The 18301-nt window shown below is 60.2% G+C and carries 8 protein-coding genes and 2 pseudogenes; 4 read left to right on the forward strand and 6 right to left on the reverse strand.

All coding sequences use genetic code 11. The features are described 5' to 3' along the window. The 4 genes and pseudogenes from E8E75_RS00205 to E8E75_RS00220 form a co-directional block, all read right to left on the reverse strand. Window positions 1-224: pseudogene (locus E8E75_RS00205) on the reverse strand (electron transfer flavoprotein subunit alpha/FixB family protein); the annotation flags it as partial. Between the two features lies 1 nt (window position 225). After that, the gene (locus E8E75_RS00210; protein WP_280357650.1) at window positions 226-975 is read right to left on the reverse strand and encodes an electron transfer flavoprotein subunit beta/FixA family protein; all 750 of its coding nucleotides are present in this window, start codon (window positions 973-975) and stop codon (window positions 226-228) included. A gap of 65 nt (window positions 976-1040) precedes the next feature. After that, entirely contained in the window at window positions 1041-1904 is an 864-nt protein-coding gene (locus E8E75_RS00215) for an MBL fold metallo-hydrolase (protein ID WP_280357652.1), read from the reverse strand. Window positions 1905-2155: 251 nt separating this feature from the next. Then, complete coding sequence (locus tag E8E75_RS00220) at window positions 2156-3787, reverse strand: response regulator (protein ID WP_153918050.1); 1632 nt, start codon at window positions 3785-3787, stop codon at window positions 2156-2158. A gap of 153 nt (window positions 3788-3940) precedes the next feature. On the opposite strand from E8E75_RS00220, the gene E8E75_RS00225 reads away from it, so the two are divergent. Continuing rightward, a complete protein-coding gene (locus E8E75_RS00225; RefSeq protein WP_280357654.1) occupies window positions 3941-8917 on the forward strand; it encodes a DUF4573 domain-containing protein in 4977 nt (1658 codons plus the stop codon). 309 nt (window positions 8918-9226) lie between these two features. Beyond that, a complete protein-coding gene (locus E8E75_RS00230) occupies window positions 9227-9592 on the forward strand; it encodes a phage antirepressor (RefSeq protein WP_153921187.1) in 366 nt (121 codons plus the stop codon). Between the two features lies 1 nt (window position 9593). Here E8E75_RS00230 and E8E75_RS00235 read toward each other — a convergent pair whose 3' ends face one another. Continuing rightward, on the reverse strand, window positions 9594-9887 hold the full coding sequence (locus E8E75_RS00235; protein ID WP_153921185.1) for a hypothetical protein: 294 nt from the start codon (window positions 9885-9887) through the stop codon (window positions 9594-9596). 207 nt (window positions 9888-10094) lie between these two features. On the opposite strand from E8E75_RS00235, the pseudogene E8E75_RS00240 reads away from it, so the two are divergent. Further along, a pseudogene (locus E8E75_RS00240) lies at window positions 10095-10704 on the forward strand (tyrosine-type recombinase/integrase); the annotation flags it as partial. Window positions 10705-10719: 15 nt separating this feature from the next. Here the strand turns inward: E8E75_RS00240 and E8E75_RS00245 are convergent. After that, a complete protein-coding gene (locus tag E8E75_RS00245; protein ID WP_153921183.1) occupies window positions 10720-11577 on the reverse strand; it encodes a hypothetical protein in 858 nt (285 codons plus the stop codon). 1338 nt (window positions 11578-12915) lie between these two features. On the opposite strand from E8E75_RS00245, the gene E8E75_RS00250 reads away from it, so the two are divergent. Next, window positions 12916-18288 carry a calcium-binding protein gene (locus E8E75_RS00250; protein ID WP_153921181.1) on the forward strand — a complete coding sequence of 1791 codons (5373 nt, stop codon included), beginning with the start codon at window positions 12916-12918 and terminating at the stop codon, window positions 18286-18288. Window positions 18289-18301: the final 13 nt, after the last annotated feature.

Below are 18301 nucleotides of genomic sequence, written 5' to 3' on the forward strand. Positions count from 1 at the left end.
GGAGCGACGTTCTCCGGCAGCTGGTGAGCGTAGGCGGCGTTGTCGGCGACCAGCACCTTGGATACGCCAGCAACCTTGGCGGCAGCTTCTGCAGCAGCACCGACACCCTGGCCTGCGACCAGAACGTGGATATCACCACCGATCTTCTGAGCGGCGGTCACGGTGTTGAGGGTGGCGGCGGCCAGCGCGCTGTTGTTGTGTTCAGCGATTACCAGGATTGCCATCTCAGATCACCTTCGCTTCGTTCTTCAGTTTCTCGACCAGTTCAGCCACAGACTTGACCTTGATACCCGCCTGGCGGGCGGCCGGGGCTTCAACCTTCAGGGTCTTCACGGTGGAGGCAGTGGAAACACCCAGGGCATCCGGGGTAACCACGTCCAGCGGCTTCTTCTTGGCTTTCATGATGTTCGGCAGCGACGCGTAGCGCGGCTCGTTCAGGCGCAGGTCGGTGGTGACGATCGCCGGCAGGTTCAGCGCAACGGTCTGCAGACCGCCGTCGATTTCACGGGTGACGTTGACCTTGTCGCCCGCCAGCTCGACCTTGGAAGCGAAGGTGCCCTGGGCGTAGCCAGTCAGGGCGCCGAGCATCTGGCCGGTCTGGTTGTTGTCGCTGTCGATGGCCTGCTTGCCGAGGATGACCAGCTGCGGCTGCTCTTTCTCGACCACGGCCTTCAGCAGCTTGGCGACTGCCAGGGAGTTCAGCTCCTCAAAGGACTCGACCAGGATGGCGCGGTCAGCGCCCAGGGCCAGGGCGGTGCGCAGTTGCTCCTGGGCACCACTGGTTCCCACGGTCACCACCACCACTTCCGTGGCGATGCCTTGTTCCTTAAGGCGCACAGCCTCTTCCACAGCAATCTCGCAGAAGGGATTCAGGGCCATTTTCACATTGGCGAGATCGACGCCGGATTGGTCCGCCTTGACGCGGACCTTGACGTTGAAATCGACCACGCGCTTTACCGCAGCCAGTACTTTCATCCAGGGCTCCTGTTGAACGGGACAGAGCGTCCCCATTTCCCTCGAAGGGGTCGGTTAAAGGGGTATCAACTATCCAGCCGATGCAGATCGGCGTGATGGTCGAAGGGTTGGTAGCGCGATTGCCGGTCGCGCATGACCTTGATCATCGCGACGCCGGGATCGCGTGGCAGGAACAGCCGCCCGCCGATGGCCACCAGGTGGTCGAGCAGGCGTTCCTTTTCGTCGATCAGGCATTCCGGGTTGCGGTCGAAGGCAGTGGTCAGGTCCAGCCTGAGCCAGTGCATGGCGGGCACCAGGTCGCCGGCGAATACGATGGGGCCACCGGGCATATCGATTTCCGGCAGCAACTGGCCGGGGGTGTAGCCGTCACTGACGTGGAAGCGCCAACCGTCACCCAGGAAGTCGCTGTTCTTTTCGTCCAGCAGCTTCATGCGGCCACTGCCCTCCAGCTGGCGAATGATCTGCGGCACGAACAGCGCGCGGTCGCGGGGGTGCGGGTGCCGGGCCCGCAGCCAGTGGCGCCGTCCGGTCAGGTAGCGCGCCACGGGGAACAACAGCCTGGGGGCGTTGCCCTCGCGCACCGCCTCTTCCACATCATGGGGCAGCACCGCATGCAGGTGGGTCAGCACCACAGCATGGATCTGCCCCTCTCCAAGACCATGTCGGGCGAGGCTGTCCAGCAGGCCTTGGGCCTGAGGTTGGCAACGGCAAGTGCGCGGCGGCGGCGCCAGCAGCGCATCGGTCCCGGCCATGACCAGGATGTTCAAACCGTCCTGCTGAACCAGCAACGCACGACTCGCCATTTCAACCCGATTGTCGTAGTCAGGGCTCATCCACTCGATCCAGGCACGTCGTGGCGTACTGCCGAACACGGCACCACCATCGAGCTTGCGGCTCCTGCCGGTTAACGTGGAAAGACTGCGGTTCACAACACTCACCTCTCTGAACATGCCCATCACTCGACGGAGTCATGGGCACTGACAGCCTATTCAGGATGCAAGCGTCTTTCCCCACCCCCAATGGGGTGGGAAATGGATAACCGATGGGAGGTAGGCGCGGATACGGCCGAGTTTTATGCAGGAGCGAGCTTGCTCGCGAAAGGCCGGCTCAGGAAGTTCGCGAGCAAGCTCGCTCCTACAAGTGCCGACTATGCAAGCCCCGAAGCGTCGGTGAACCGCCCCTAACACTGCTTAGCAAGGGGCAGTGACAGGTGCACGAGTTGTTCTGGTTCGGCGCTGTAGCGGCCAGCCATAAAGGCCGTCAGTTGCTCCGCAAGGCGTCGCTCGATGTCATGGGGCCTTCTTCTGCGACCTGGCACGGCCGGAGGTGCGGACACCTGCAGCGCAAGGTCGACTATCCCGGCAGGAGCCACCGTACCTCGCAGGCTGATCTGGATACTCCCCTGTGGACTCTGCCTGGCGGCGTAGCTCAACAACACGTCGATCAGGTGCAGGAAATGCTCCTCGTCCACCCAGACGTCAGGAAACGACTCCTGACAGCTGAGATCGACCTGGATGCCCGGGCGCTCGCCGGTAGCTTTCCAGGCCTCCACGCCCTGCCGGACCAGGTCGGCTGGTGAGCATGGGGAAGGCGAAAGGGTCAGGCCGCCGGCGGCGATATCGGCGAAAAGCCTGAGCCTCGCCGCGAGCCTGTGAATGGGTGAAGAGCTCCCGGCCTTCGGCAGCAGGTCCAGGCCGGATTGGAGATCAGCGGCCAGGCTACGCAGCAACTCGACATCATGCCTGTGCCTGGCTTCGGCCTCTTCCTTGGCGTTACGCAGCTCCTGCACCAGGAGGTCGTGCTCGCTGAGATCGACCACACCGCCGAGCATGCCGAGAATGCGTCCTTGCGCATTGCGAAAAGGGAAAAGCCAGGCGTGTATCAACCGCTTCTGCCCAAATATCTCGACCATTCCATCGCCGCTAAAGGATGTCCCGTTTTCGATCAATCCCAGGTAGCGCCGCTGGACACGGGCACCAAGCTCGGGCGTGAACCACCCTCCCTCGCCGATTCGGGTGCCTTCGACCCGTTCTGGTGTTGTTTGGTAGTAATCGAGAAAGCGTTGATTACAGAGCAACAGTCGCCCCTCACGATCACGCACGAACATCGCGTAGGGAGAGTCATCGACCAGCGGTCGCAGCCGCTCCAGTTCGTTGGCCCATTCGCTGGGCGCCGGAGCCAGGTCGACGCTCTGGGAATCCGGGCGGGAAAGGCCATTCCGCTGCGCAATCTCGACCAATTCCACCAGGGAGCCCGCGTGCAGCTTCTCGAGAAGTCGCGTTTTGTAGGTACTGACAGTCTTGAAGCTGAGGACCAACTCGTCGGCGATCTGCTGGTTGGAATACCCCTGCGCCAGATGATGCAGAACCGTCAGTTCCCGCGCCGAGAGCTGTCCAAGCTCGTCCGGCTGCGGTTCTCCACCCGCCTCGAGGACTCGGGGAAAGTAGCTGCGCCCGCGCAATGCGGCGCTGATGGCCAGGTTCAGTTCCGCGGGCTTGTCCTGTTTGCTGACGAAGCCCGATGCCCCCAGGGCCTGACAGCGCGGCGCAAACTGCCGGACGCTCTGGGCGCTGAAAACCACGACCTTCAACTGTTCGTCATGGGCGCGAAGCCGGCGCACCAGCTCCAGGCCGCCATGTCGCGGAATCGCCAATTCGAGAATGACCAGGTCAGGGCGCAGTTCCCGGGCCATGGCCAGCGCCTGTGAGCCGCAGTCGGCAATGGCCAGCACTTCGTGACCTAGTTGCTCGATCTGCGCTTTCAAGGCCCTGCATAGCAGTGGCTGGTCGTCGACGATCAGGATCCGGCTCACCTTACGTTCCTTCGTTCATGCCTCGTCCTAGACTAGATCACCGCACTTAATTGGGATTACTCCTACAAGGTTCGAGACATGATCCTACGGATTCGTTAGGTAGCTAAGAAAATACTGATCTCCAGACAAACCCCTTGCGTCCTGGAGATCATCATGAAAAAGCAACGCCGCCAGAGTGCCCCGCTCGTTCTCGAAGATCTGCGCCGCAACAAGCTGGCGCATGTCATCAGCGTGGGACTGGCCACGCTGTTCAGTATCCGCATCGCGGAAGCCGAGGCCATGGATACTCTGCTCACCACCGAGCCGGAGGAATTGAACCGGCCTTCGGCAGCGAGCCTGGACCTCGACAGCCAGCCCGACGCCGGGCAAATGCCGCCGTCCTACCTGGACGTGGCAATGCAGGCCGCGCATGAAGCTCCCCAGGTGTTCATGGCCCGCACCTTGCTCGGTGCGCCAGCGCCCATCACCCTGACCACGGCAGGTGCGGTGGGTATCACGAGTTCAGGCAGCCATTCCGATCAGGCGATCAAGCTGGGCGCGGCCGCCACCACCGGCATCGAGGCCGGCGCTGGCGAAGACATCCGCTTCGCTACCGGTCGGGTGGAGAGCAGCGCCCTCAACGCGACCCAGGCCAGGAACCAGATCGGCGTGCATGCCACTGACGGCGGCCATGTCGGCATTGCTGGCAGCAGCGTCGTGCTGGAACCTAAAACCGGCGCTGGCGCCGTGATCACCGCCAGCGACATGACCGGCGTGATCGTGGACGCCGGAGGCTCGGTCACGCTGACCGATACCAGCGTACTGATCGGTGGTGGCGCCAAGGGCAACAACAATCGAGGCGTCGTCATTACCGGTCCTGGCTCCTCGGCGGATATTTCCGGAGGCGCGATCAGCACCTCGTCATGGGGCGCGGTGGGCGTGAAGGTGGAAGACGGCGCGTCAGCACGCCTCGCCGATGGCGTGAACGTCACCACCAGCGGCGCACGCAGCACCGCCACCGGTGGCAGTCACGGTGTGCAGGTGACCGGCGAGGGCAGCCGGCTCATCGCCAGCGATGCCACGGTAACCACCAGCGGTGGATCGGCCTATGGCATGCGCGTCGAAGATGGCGCCAGCGTCGAGATAAGCGGCACCGACCTGAACACGTCGGGCGGCAACGGTCACGGCATCCTGGTAGATAGCAGCAGCGTCGGCATTGACGGAGGGCGCATCGGAACGTCCGGAAAAGGCTCGGTTGGCGTATGGGCGCGCAACGGCGCCACGGTCGTCCTGAGCAGCGGCACGGAGGTGGTGACCAGCGGTGCCGGCGTGTCCGCGGCTGCTCCCGTCGATGGCGAAAAGGCCTTGAGCCTGAGCCATGGCCTTCTGGCCAGCGGCGCGAACACCCGGATCGAGGGCAACGGGATTGCCATGTCGATCGGCGGCAGCAGTGCCAGCGCCGCGCGCGCCGAGGACGACGGCCGGATCATCTTGAGCAACAGTGCAGTAGAAGTCGTCAGCGGCGCGACCACCACCGCCACGACCGCGGCACTGCACGCGCTGTCGGGTGGCCAGGTGTTCGGCTCGAACCTGGACCTGAGTACGCTGGGCGTCAACGTGGGAGGAGCACGCGCGGAAGGTGCCGGCAGCAGCGTGGTGCTGGACGCCAGCACGCTGACCATCGCTGGCAGCGGCAGCATCGCCAACCCGGCGGCAGCAGCTCGTGCCATGGACGGTGGCAGCATCGTCGTGGAGAACTCGACGCTCTCGACCCAGGGCACCTTTGGCCATGGTGTGTCCGGCGAAGGTGTCGGCTCCCATGTTCGCGTCGCCAACAGCAACCTCACCACCGAAGGCGCACGCTCGATGGGCGTCTACCTGAAAGCAGGTGCTACCGGCGAAGTCGACGACAGCCGCATCCTGGTCACCGCACCGCTCGGTGCCGTCGGCCCCTGGGCACCCGGCGTGCTGGTGGAAGGGGCAGGCTCCAGTCTCGCCTTGTCCCGCAGCGACGTGCATACCACCCAGGGCAGCAGCACCGGCGTGCGAGCGCAGGATGGCGCGACCCTCAGCATCGACAAGGGCTCGGTGACCACCGATGGCAACTATTCGACCGCGATTGCCGGCAGCCAATCGACCATCAGCGTCAACAACGTCACCGTCACTACCCACGGCAACGACAACGCCATGGGCGTACTCGCCGACGTCGGCGCCATCGTGACCGTCAGCGACAGCTCGATCACCTCCACCGGCAACGGTTCACCAGTGGCGTCCAACCTGACCTTTCCCCATGGCCTGGCGTCCCGCAATCCGGGCGCCCTCCTCAGCGCCACCCGTACCAGCGTGGTGACCCAGGGCTCCCAGGCATACGGCGCGGCGGTCGACGACGGTGGCAGCATGCTCCTCGACGATGTCTCGGTACGCACCGAAGGCACTTACTCGGTCGGCTTGTACGCCGGCATAGGCTCGATCAAACCCGGCCAGGTGAGCCTGGACGCCAACAACGTGACGGTGAAAACCCTGGGCGATCACGCCGCCGGCGCCCTGGTCAGCCGGCGCTATCAGGACGAAACCGCCACCCTCAACCTGACCAATGCCAGCGTGCACACCGAGGGGCTGCAATCCCATGGCCTACGGGCCGAGTCCGGTGCTGCTCTGTCGGCCGACAACAGCGTGGTCACCAGCAGCGGCATCGGTGCGCTGGGCGCCATCGCCAACAACGGCAGCACGGTCGAACTCGACCGGGTCGGCATCACCACCACTGGCAACGCCGGTCACGGCGCGGTGGCGAAGAATGGCGGCAGCGTCAACGGTACCGACGTGCTCATCACGGTTACCGGCGATCACGCCTCAGCGCTGTACGCGCAAGGTACTGAGGCACAGAAGGGTGAATTCGACCTCAGCAATGCTGTATTGAACAACCGTGATGGCGCCGGCATCGCTGTCGCCGGCGTCGCCGACATCGCCCTGGAGAGCTCGATCGTCGGCGGCAGCGGCCAATGGCTGAACGTCGACAGCTCAGTGGCCAGCGACGGTACCTCGCTACCGGACATGGGTACGGGACAATGGCAGGGAATTGGCCAATCGTTCGATGCCACTGGCCGGGCCACCCTCGATCTCTCGGGCTCGATAGTGACCGGCTCGGCTGCCACGGCGGCCGGTAGCCATTCCAGCGTGACCCTGCGCGAAGCCAGCATCTGGCACCTGACCGGTGACTCGAACCTGAGCGCATTGAACACAGACACCAGCCTGATCGACTTCAGCGCCCCCATTGGCGGCCTGTACAAGAAGCTGACCGTCAACGACTACCAGGGCAACAACGCCACCCTTGCGTTGAATACCTACCTGTACGACGACGACTCACCGTCCGATCAACTGGTTATCGACGGTGGGAAGGCCAGTGGCAGCAGCAACCTGTGGATCAGGAACGCGGGCGGTCCAGGGGCCCTGACCCAGGGCAACGGCATCAAGGTCGTGGATGCGATCAACCAAGCGACCACGGACGCCGACGCCTTCCGCTTGCTGCACCGCGTCAAGGCTGGTCCGTATGAATACACCCTGTATCGCTCCAGCCTGGACGACAGCAATGCAAACGCCTGGTACCTGCGCTCGACCAAGGATGCGGTCCCGGTTGATCCGGTTGATCCGGTTGATCCGGTTGATCCGGTTGATCCGGTTGATCCGGTTGATCCGGTCGACCCCGTGGATCCGGTCGACCCCGTGGATCCGGTCGACCCCGTGGATCCGGTCGACCCCGTGGACCCGGTCGATCCTGTGGACCCGGTCGACCCCGTGGACCCGGTCGATCCCGTGGACCCGGTCGATCCCGTGGACCCGGTCGACCCCGTGGACCCGGTCGACCCCGTGGACCCGGTCGATCCCGTGGACCCGGTCGACCCCGTGGACCCGGTCGATCCTGTGGAACCGGTCGACCCCGTGGATCCGGTCGATCCCGCGGACCCGGTCGATCCTGTGGACCCGGTCGACCCCGTGGATCCGGTCGATCCCGTGGACCCGGTCGATCCCGTGGACCCGGTCGATCCTGTGGACCCGGTCGACCCCGTGGACCCGGTCGATCCCGTAGATCCAGTCGACCCTGTCGATCCTGTCGATGCGGAAGATCCCAGTGTCCCGGACCGCCCGCTTCCTCCCCAGGTACCCAACTATCGCGCCGAAACGTCGCTCTACAGCGCCATACCGAACCTGGTGCTGCACTTTGGCCATGCGATGGTGGATACCCTGCATGAGCGCGTTGGCGAGGAAGTTCGCCGTGCCGTAGATCCCCTGCCAGGGGAAGATGTCGAGGAGTACGGCCCCTCGCTCGGCTGGGGACGGCTGATCTATCGCCGGGGAGATAATGAGCTGGCCAACGGCGCAGCCTACGACTACCACCTACAAGCCTTCCAGGTTGGCCTGGATCTCCTCCGCTTCGAGGATACGGACGGAAGCACCGATCAACTCGGGCTCTCCCTCTTCGCCGGCAAGATGTCCGCAGGCGTCACTCACTCGGATGGCGAGGCGGCCGGCAGCAACGATCTGCGCGTGTATGGCGTGGGCGGCTACTGGACCCACTTCGGACCGGAAGGCTGGTACCTCGATGGCGTGCTGCAGTTCAGCCACATTGACGTCGACGCGCAGTCCGAAGACATGTCCGAGCTGAAAACCACGGGTAAAGGTGTCACGGCATCCCTGGAAGCTGGGTACCCGTTCGCCGTCAACGATGACAAGACCCTGAAGATCGAACCTCAAGCCCAGTTGATCATCAGCAAGTTCAAACTCGAAGACAGCCAGGATGCCGCCGCCGACGTCGAATTCGACGATGTCGACTCCCTCACCGGCCGCCTCGGGGTACGTATCGACAAGGACTGGTTCCGCGAGAACGACAAGGGCGAGGTCCAGCGCACCAATGCCTGGATACGACCGAGCATCTGGCACGAATTCAAAGGCCAGCCGAAAACGGAATTCTCCTCCGCGCAAGGCAAGGTGCCCTTCGCCTCCGACATGGGTGGCTCTTCGCTGGAGGTCAACCTGGGCGTCGACCACCAGGTCGATGAGAACACTTCTCTGACCTTCTCCGCGGGCTACCAGAAAGGACTGGACGACGAGAGCAAAGGACTCGAAGGGATGATCGGGGTGAAGGTGAAGTTCTGATTGAAGTCGATCTCCACTTTTTGCAAGCGATGGAAAAGCCCCTGATCTCACCAGAAATCAGGGGCTTTTTGCATGTAGGAGCGAGCTTGCTCGCGAACCTTCTGAGCCCGGTCTACGCGAGCAAGCTCGCTCCTACACAAAGCCGTCCAGTCGCGCATTGCGCAGGATTGAATTAGCCAGATCCGACAATGCAACAGCGTTACCGCTTTCCCGCCCCATCCTTGGGCTCTCGCGCCAGCGCCCCGTCACTCCCCCGCACGCCGAAGTCCTGATGCCTGCCTGATCCATCACACGCTCTCGCCAGAACGGTTGCAATGCAAACTGGACGAGGACCAGCTACAACGCGTCTGGATTCGCAATAGCCATGGCGAATTCGGGCAGGAATGGCTGATCAGTGAATCCGACGTCTATGCGGTGCTGATCCTCCACTACGACCCGGAGAATCGGGGAATCCGCCACTGGATCACCCGGCACGTGACTCCGCGTCTGCGGCAGGAGGAATGCTTCGACGGACAACGCCACTATCGAGGGACGATCCCGCGGCAGGGTCGAAACCTGGAACTACTGCATTGGCAGGACACGATCTGGTTACGCCTGAGCGATTTCCCGGCGCTGCTGAGGTTGGGCTACCCGATCAAAGTGATGCGTTGGCGCAGCGCGCGGGCGCGACATTGAATCAACTCTGCTTGATCTCGCAAACGCCATTCGCCTTACCCGGGCCAGTGTACGAAACGTCTGGCGAGCCATCAGGATTGATGCTCAGTGAGATCGTCACGTTGCTGCCCTTTGCCTCGAAGTAGTTGTCGTTGAACTTCTTCAACTTACCTTCCTTTCCATTGATGTAAATCGGACCGCCCTGGTCAGCATGAACCTCGATGTTCCCCGGGCAAGTTGCATTCAACAGAGGTATCCCTGCGCTCGCCGCTTCGGATGCAGCGAGCAATGCAACTGCCAGCAGTGCCTTATTCATGTTCCCAACCTCCTGTTACCGGCAAATGCCGGAATTCCAGCAAAGACCAGTTCAAGCTCTGGCGCCAGCATGGCGAAGGATCTGCCGTGCGCTAGCTGACGTCTTCAGGCCAGAGGGAGGGAGCCTCCAAGCGTCAGAAGATCACCTGCATGCACTGAAACCCCCGAAACTCAATGCTCCGTTCATCGTACTGGGCGGGAATGAAGCTACTTGAAGCCTGTATTCAACGAGCTGTATCAGTTGAGTGAGATCGAATTCCGGAATCCCCTGGAGCGGGTCCGGCCAATCAAGCTCCAGGAGCGCGCTTACGTTCTTGAGTCAGGAAGATATCAGTACGTTACTGAAGGCTTTGGACGCGCGAGAAAGCTCGCCTCACCCGCCGATGATTGCCCGGGGTTGCCTTACAACGGGCTCGCGCTGGGGCGAAGTGGAAGGCCTCGATCCCACCCTGACACGCAACGGCACCGTCACCTTCGCCAATACCAAGTCAAAGCGCACCCGCACCATTCCCATCAGTGCCGAGCTGAAAAAGACGCTGAAAGCCCACTTGGCTCGTCACCGGCGCTTTACGCATTGCATGGAGACCTTCCGGCGGGTACTGCGAGCAACGAACATCAACGCGCCCCAAGGCCAAGCCAGCCACATTCTGAGGCATACCTTCGCGTCTCACTTCATCATGATTGGCGGGAACATCCTGACGCTGCAGAAGATCCTGGGGCATACCTCGCTGACCATGACGATGAGGTATGCGCACCTTTCGCCGGATCACCTACGGGATGCAATTAATTTAAACCCGCTATCATGTGTAAAGCGCTAACCAGAAGTTATATCCCTATACTTCTACTGGTCGCAGTGTGTATACCACTCGCTGTCTCAGCTCATTAGAAACGGAGTCAATAATCCGTTTTTTATGCATTTGAATAGCATTGAGAATATCGTTTATCTCAACACCATCCGGATAAGACTGAACCTCGAACCCTACAATCTGCGGGCTCACCCTTGTTTCCGTTGCATAAATATTCGCCTTCATGCTCGACATGGCTTGCAATGCACCTTGGATAGCAGGAGCACTTAGCTGGGCTGGAATTGGAACGGAATCTGAGATCGCTTTGCTTTCAACACCCATCGTTTGAAACGACATGGTTCCGGATATATCGCTATTTTGAGCGGATATACCAATATTCACGATGTCTGAGATAGCCGCGCCACGCGATGCCGAGTAGAAGTTTGCCTCAGCTCGCAAACCAACCCCCACAGCAAGCCCTAAGATTATCTGAGCCTGTTTGGAATCTCCTAGCGTGTTGACATACGAAACATCAATCGGAACTGAGGCATTGTAATATTTTATATAGTCAATAGTGGCATTATAAGTTTTATTTTCAGAGCTAACTGTTGCGGTAAGATACTTAACCTCTCCCTTTCCAGAAACCTCTCGAATTGAGATTCGCGCGGCACTATTAACAAGAAAATCAAGTTCAGCAGCATAACCTCCAGATGCTAATTTTTTCTTTGCCTCATCATTAGAAACTCCCGCTTCCGTACTTATCTTGCTAGAAAATATGGAGTTCGGCAACGAAATAGGATTGATTGAAACATAGCCAAGGTACTTTACATCTTCAGTCGGCGTGGCTGCCTTCTGCGTAACACAGCCACCAATGAAAAGTGCAGACACGAGGATCAATTTTTTCAAGGTAAACGCCTCCTTGCCCGTGAAAACCAGAATTTCTACTTTTAGCGAAACAATGAAATCTGCCTCACAATGCTTCCGAACTCAATTGGCAGCCACAATTAGACGCCAACGAATAGTTCCTTGGGCTTGCGAGTGCTGATGATGATTCTGCGGAGGCATCGGATTGCCTTGGTTTGGTTTGCCGCGATCTCTGCAGCACACCCCTCGCAACGATAGATCCCGGAATAGGGAGTCGAATAACCGGGTAAGGTTAGTTGATCGAATGCGGCGTGAGTGTTCTGCTGCAGATAATTGGCGCTCTTGTACTGAGCCATTGCTCACTCCCTGAGATAGATAGCCGCCTCAAAAACTAGCAGAGGGCCATCACTCCCGCCAATTTACGCTACAACGGCTTTCGACACCCGCTTTTTCGCAGGCAAAGAAAAAATCCCTGATATCGTTAGAAATCAGGGGCTTATCTATACGGAAAGTGGCGGTGAGGGTGGGATTCGAACTCATGCCCGATGCCCTTGCTCCTCTGGAAGCCGCGTAATCCGGGGCCTCTGCAAGTCGAAAATGAGGAAATCTGTTCCCAGAGTGTTCCCAGATGTGAAAGCGTGAAGAGAGAAAACCGCCCCCAATGACCCCCTTCCGCTTTTTCAGGAAGGCCGCCGGGAAAAGGTAATTCTGGTAATCGGTTTTTTCAGCAAGAACTTAATCAAGTATACTCAATGACATATAAGATTTTATTGAAGGTAATTTTTGGGTAAGTGGACGGTAAGCCGATTACCAAAGAACTGGTATTTTTCATCCAAGAAAAAATCCTTATAAATCAATAACCTCACCCCACCCCAACTCAAAAATTACCGAAAATTACCCGCCCGAGTAAGTGTTCAACACTTAGTGCCACGTGGCTTTCAGTACTGCGAAAAAACCAAATTCCCCAAATTACCTTTTCCCGATGGTCTTCCTGAAAATGAAGGATTCGCCCCCTCCTTTATATGGCTTCGTACGGCCACCGCTCTGAGCCGTCTACTGCGGAGATCCGCAGGTCCGCACCCTCGCCTTATGCGCGTGACCACCCGCCACCCTGTCCACTTTCCAGGGCACCGAAGGAATGCAGAAAAATCGACCTATTTAGCGCGCAGGCGTGGCGGGGGGACGACGGCGCGCGCCGCGACCAGTTCAAGGCCGCATCGCCACCTTGCGATGCGATTCCAAAGCTTGTGCTTCCAGAAACCAAGCCCGTTGAGGTCCGGACGAATGGCGTTACGACTCATTCAATTGAATGAGGGAAGGGATCCGACTGCCTCCTAGTTTCAAATCGTCAGCGTGCTACCAGTTCTACAGGGGGCAGTCATGGCGACTTTTATCGGAGACGGCGGTGCCAACGTCCTGACCGGCACCAACAAGAACGACACTCTCAACGGTCTGGGTGGCGACGACGTACTGGGCGGAAGCGCCGGCAGTGATACCTTGGACGGTGGTAGTGGCAACGATCAAATGGTCGGCGGAGTCGGCAGCGATACCTACCTGTACGGCGTTGGCTACGGCAATGATGTGATCGACAACAGCGGTGGCGCTGCCAACGATCTCGACAGTATCCGGCTCCTCAATCTCAATGCTGTCGATATTCGCCTGTATCGCTATGGCAACGATCTAGTGCTGACCGTCCTGGGGACAGGGGAAACGCTCACAGTCAGCCAGCACTTCCTAAGCGCAGACTTCGGCATCGACCGAATCCAGTTTGCCGACGGCAGTCGCTGGAACGGCAGCACGATCCTCGCGAACCTGTATTACCCAACCGTAGTCCCGACCGAGGGCGCCGACATCATTAATGGGAACCCCATCGCTGACGTGTTGCTCGGACTAGGCGGCAACGACACCCTGTATGGCAACGGCGGCAACGACAGTCTCGACGGAGGCATCGGCGCCGACCGCATGGAAGGCGGCATCGGGAACGATACCTACACGGTGGACGATGTCGGCGATTTGGTAATTGAGGCTAGCAATGCCGGCGACGATACGGTGCAGGCCAGCATCAACTACATCCTAGGAATCGGCACTGAACGCCTGACGCTCATTGGCACTGCCGACCTGAACGGCACCGGCAATTCGCTGGGCAATACGCTGATCGGTAACAGTGGCAATAACCTGCTCGATGGCGGCTTGGGTATTGATGTGCTTCAAGGCGGCGACGGTAACGACATCCTTCGGGGCGACTCGGGGACGGACACCTTGCAAGGCGGTGCGGGGGATGACCAGCTCGACGGTGGCGCTAATATCGACAGCATGGCCGGTGGCCGCGGCGATGACATCTACCTCGTCAGCCAGGCAGGTGACACTGTCAGCGAGGCGCTCGACGAGGGCGACGACACGGTTCGCGCTACAGTCAACTACAGCCTCAGCGCAAACCTGGAAAACCTTGAGCTGATCGGCACTGGAAACCTCAGCGGCACCGGCAACGTTCTGGCTAATCGCCTCACCGGCAATGACGGCAATAACATCCTGAATGGTGCGGATGGCAATGATTGGCTGGCCGGGCGACGCGGCAACGATACCTACACTTACGGTCTCAACACCGGCAACGACCGGATCGACAACAGCGGTGGCGCGGCCGCGGACGTCGATACCGTACAACTGAGCGGTCTGAATGCGGGCGACCTGCGCTTTGTGCGCAGCGGCAATGACCTGCTCATGGTAGTGCAGGCCACATCGCAGACGCTGACCTTATTCAATTTCTACCTCGCCGCGGACTACGAAATCGACCGGGCCCGCTTCGCCAATGGCACCGTCTGGAACAACGCCACGCTAAAGGCCGCTGTCAGCAATACGGCGCCGACCTCCACCGACAACAGCGTCACCACCTTGGAGGACGTCGCGGTGATGCTCGACGTGAACGCCTTCGGCAGCTACAGCGACCTCGAGAACTCTCCGCTGGCGGCAGTGCGGATCACCGCACTCCCCGCCGCCGGCAGCCTGCAGTACTACGACGGCAGCACCTGGGTGGAGGTAATACAGGACCAGGTGATCAGCCGCACCGATCTCGATGCCGACAGACTGCGCTACATCCCGGACCAGGACGGCAATGGCGAGGCCTATGCAAGCATCGGCTTCGAGGTCAGCGACGGCACTGACTTTGCCTTAAACGCCAATATCCTCATCATCAACGTCACCCCGGTTGACGATCCTGTGGTGGCCACGGTTACCACCTTGAGCGATGACAGCGGCAGCAGCACGACCGACTTCATCACGAACATTGCCAGACAGACGGTCAGCGGTACCTATACCGGCACCCTCGCCGCCGGAGCAACCATCCAGGTTTCCGCCGACGGTGGCACCAGTTGGCGGACTGCCTCCGCCGACAACTCCACCCACACTTGGAGCGCCAGCGGCATCGCTCTCGTAGCCGGCCTTGGCACCAGCCTGCAAGTTCAGACCATCGATGCCGCTGGCAACGTCAGCACCGGCGTCGGCCATCTTTACACCCTCGACTCCACTGCCGATGCCGACAACGACCTGACGCTGACAGTGGCTGAGAGCCTGATCAACGCCAGTGAAAAGAGCGCGGTGTCCTACACGGTGAACGGCCTCGACGCCGATGCCAGCGCCACCGCCACCTTCACCGATGGCACTAACAGCGTAATTGGTGTCGATGGCATCGTCGACCTATCCGGCCTTATCGACGGGGCAATCCGTGCAACGGTGACAGCCACCGATACGGCTGGTAACAGCCTCAGTCGCACTAGCTACAGCGCAGGTGGCACCACTGTCTTCACCTTCGATGATATTGCATCTGGCAATGCGCTCACGACGCAATATCTGGGCCTGGGCGTGCTCGCATCGGGGGCGTCGGTTTTGTCTTTCGCTCCGTGGCCAACTCACTCAGGACAGAACCTGATCTACAGCTCCACCGGACTTATGTCGTTCAGCATCAGCTCTGCCGTTATAGGTGACATTGTTCATGTGTCAGCTTATGTGTCCGGTGAGGCGAACACCGGGCTGTTTGCCTACGATGCCAATGGCGTCCTGGTCGGACAGGCTCTGCTGCCGACGGATCCCTCCCCCAACACCTTGCTGAGCGTGACTTCATCAGGCAATCCGATTGTGCGGCTTGATATCCATGATGGCGGCGCGACTTTTGGCGTGGATGATCTGACCCTCGTTGAAGCGCACCCGTTCCTGACGCTCGACACCAGCGCCGATATCGGCAACGACTTGGCCGTGCATATCAGCGACCCGCTGATCGGCGACACCGAGAAGACCGCCGTACTCTACAGCGTGATCGGGCTCGACGGAGACGCCAGCGCCACCGTCACGTTCAGCGACGGCGTCAACAGCGTCGACGGAGTCGAGGGCACCGCCGATCTCTCGAGCCTTGCAGACGGTCCAATCAGCGTTACGGTCGCCGCGATCGACACGGCCGGCAACAGCGCCAGCGCAGCGCTGGGGGGAGTGCAAACACTAATGCTCGATGAGCTGAGCGACGGGGATCTGGCGGACAGCTACCAACACCTCGGCGTCACCGCGAGCGGTGCTCAAGTCACCGCTGCAGCGATGAGCATATGGCCCGCCCATTCTGGCTCCAAACTCGCCTTCGCGCCGTCGGGGTTGATGGTCTTCGACCTCGCCCCGGCAATCACTGGCGATGTCGTAACAGTCTCCGCTTACGTCTCAGGCGAGATAGATACCGGCCTGTTCGCCTACGACGCCGACGGCAACCTGGTCGGCCAGTCAGTACTGCCGTTCGCCGCACCAGCAAACACCTTGCTGAGCGTCACCTCGTCGGGCAACCCGATCGTCCGCGTTGAGATCCTCGGCAATCCCACGAGTTTCGCGATCGACGATTTCAGCTTCAGCACCGCCGTCAGCCTGATACTCGACACCAACGCCGACGTCGGCGGCGACCTAGCCATCACCGTTGCTGACGACTTGATCAACAATGCCGAGATAAACGCCGTTGCCTATACGGTCAGTGGTCTCGACCCAGATGCCGGCGCCACCGTGACTTTCAGCGACATGGCCAACAATCAGGTGACTGGAATAGGTGGCCTTGCCGACCTGTCCAGCCTCGCGAACGGACCAATCAGCGTGACAGTCACGGCCACCGACACCGCGGGGAACACCGCCAGTGGCGCCGACACCTCACTCACGCTCGATCGCCTGGCTCCAACAGTCGCGACAGAAATGCGCGTTACCAGAACACTGGAAAGCGCACAGTATCCGCCTACCGTCACTACATTGGCCGATGGTGGCTGGTTGGTAAGTTGGACTGAGTTCGACCTTACTAGTACGAACATATGGGACATCTACGCTCAACGCTACGATGCCGCCGGCGCTGCAATCGGCGATGCATTCCGCGTCAACAACACTACTGTGTCCAGACAGTCCAACTCGAGTGTCACCGCGCTGGCAGATGGTGGCTGGGTAGTGTCTTGGGAATCATTGGACCCCAGCGGTATTCCGTCCACCGACATCTATACCCAGCGCTACGATGCCAATGGTTTGGCACTCGGCGCCGAATTCCGCGTCAACAGCACCCTGACAGCTGATCAATTGAACCCAAGCATCACCGCGATAGCAGACGGTGGCTGGGTGGTGAGCTGGACGTCGAACGACCCAGGCAGCAACTCCTATGATGTCTACGCCCAGCGCTATGATGCCGGCGGCGCGGCGATTGGCAGTGAGTTCCGAAGCAACAGCTCCACGACGTTCGCGCAGTTCAATACGAGCGTCACCGGGCTTGCTGATGGCGGTTGGCTGGTAAGTTGGGAGTCCTACGATCCAACCAGCACCAACTCTCACGACATCTTTGCCCAGCGTTATGGCGCCGACGGCGCGAAGGTCGGCAGTGAGTTTCGCGCCACCAGCACCATCGCCGGCAGCCAAGGTCAGCCAAGCATTGCCGCGCTTGCGGACGGTAGCTGGATAGCAACCTGGTACTCGGATCAGAACGGCGACACTGACATCTATGCCCGGCACTATGGTGTCGACGGCACCGCAGTCGGCGACGAGTTCCGCGTCAACAGCACCACGGCGTTTAATCAATTCGATCCGAGCGTTGTTGCTTTGGCGGATGGCGGCTGGGTTGTGACCTGGTATTCGAACAAGAACGGCTCGGGAGACGTCTATGCCCAACACTATGGTGCCGACGCAACGGCGATCGGAGGCGAAGTTTTGGTAAGCAGCCTTGCTATCCATGAGCAAGCCTTTCCCGCAACTTCCGCGTTAGGTGATGGTGGCTGGCTGGTGACGTGGGCCGTGGCATCTCAGAATGGTATCGACACCGGCATTTACGCCCGGCGTTACGATGCCGCCGGCAACCCGGTGACCGATCATCTGGAGTGGTACGGTGATTCTGGCAACAATGTTTTCAGCAGCACAAGTGAGGTTGATTGGTTTATCGCAGGAACGGGGAATGACACCTTCCAGTTCACCCAGCTACCGAGTACCCGTGCTGATGTAGTCACCGACTTTGCTAATAGCGAGGATCTGCTGGCGTTGAACAACGGAGTTTTCAACCTGCAGGGCCAAACTCCAGGCGACCCCGGCGTGTTGGCCAACGTGACCGGCACTCAGACCGAACAGGTCGGCGCCTACCTGGTGTTCAACCAAACCAGCCAGACCCTCTACTACGACGCTGACGCCACCGCCAATGGCAACGCACAGGCGCTGGTGACCCTGGCTGGCGTGGCGAGTCTCGCGGCAAGCGACGTGCAAATGTTCGCCTAGCAAACAGAGGGCT

Origin of the sequence: Pseudomonas sp. BN606 (genome assembly GCF_029873115.1) — a bacterium.
Lineage (GTDB): Bacteria > Pseudomonadota > Gammaproteobacteria > Pseudomonadales > Pseudomonadaceae > Metapseudomonas.

What these genes read in the sequence shown, in the direction of transcription:
- E8E75_RS00235 (WP_153921185.1), bottom strand. Translation starts at nt 9,887, where the DNA reads ATGAATAAGGCACTGCTGGCAGTTGCATTGCTCGCTGCATCCGAAGCG.
- E8E75_RS00250 (WP_153921181.1), top strand. Translation starts at nt 12,916, where the DNA reads ATGGCGACTTTTATCGGAGACGGCGGTGCCAACGTCCTGACCGGCACC.
- E8E75_RS00210 (WP_280357650.1), bottom strand. Translation starts at nt 975, where the DNA reads ATGAAAGTACTGGCTGCGGTAAAGCGCGTGGTCGATTTCAACGTCAAG.
- E8E75_RS00225 (WP_280357654.1), top strand. Translation starts at nt 3,941, where the DNA reads ATGAAAAAGCAACGCCGCCAGAGTGCCCCGCTCGTTCTCGAAGATCTG.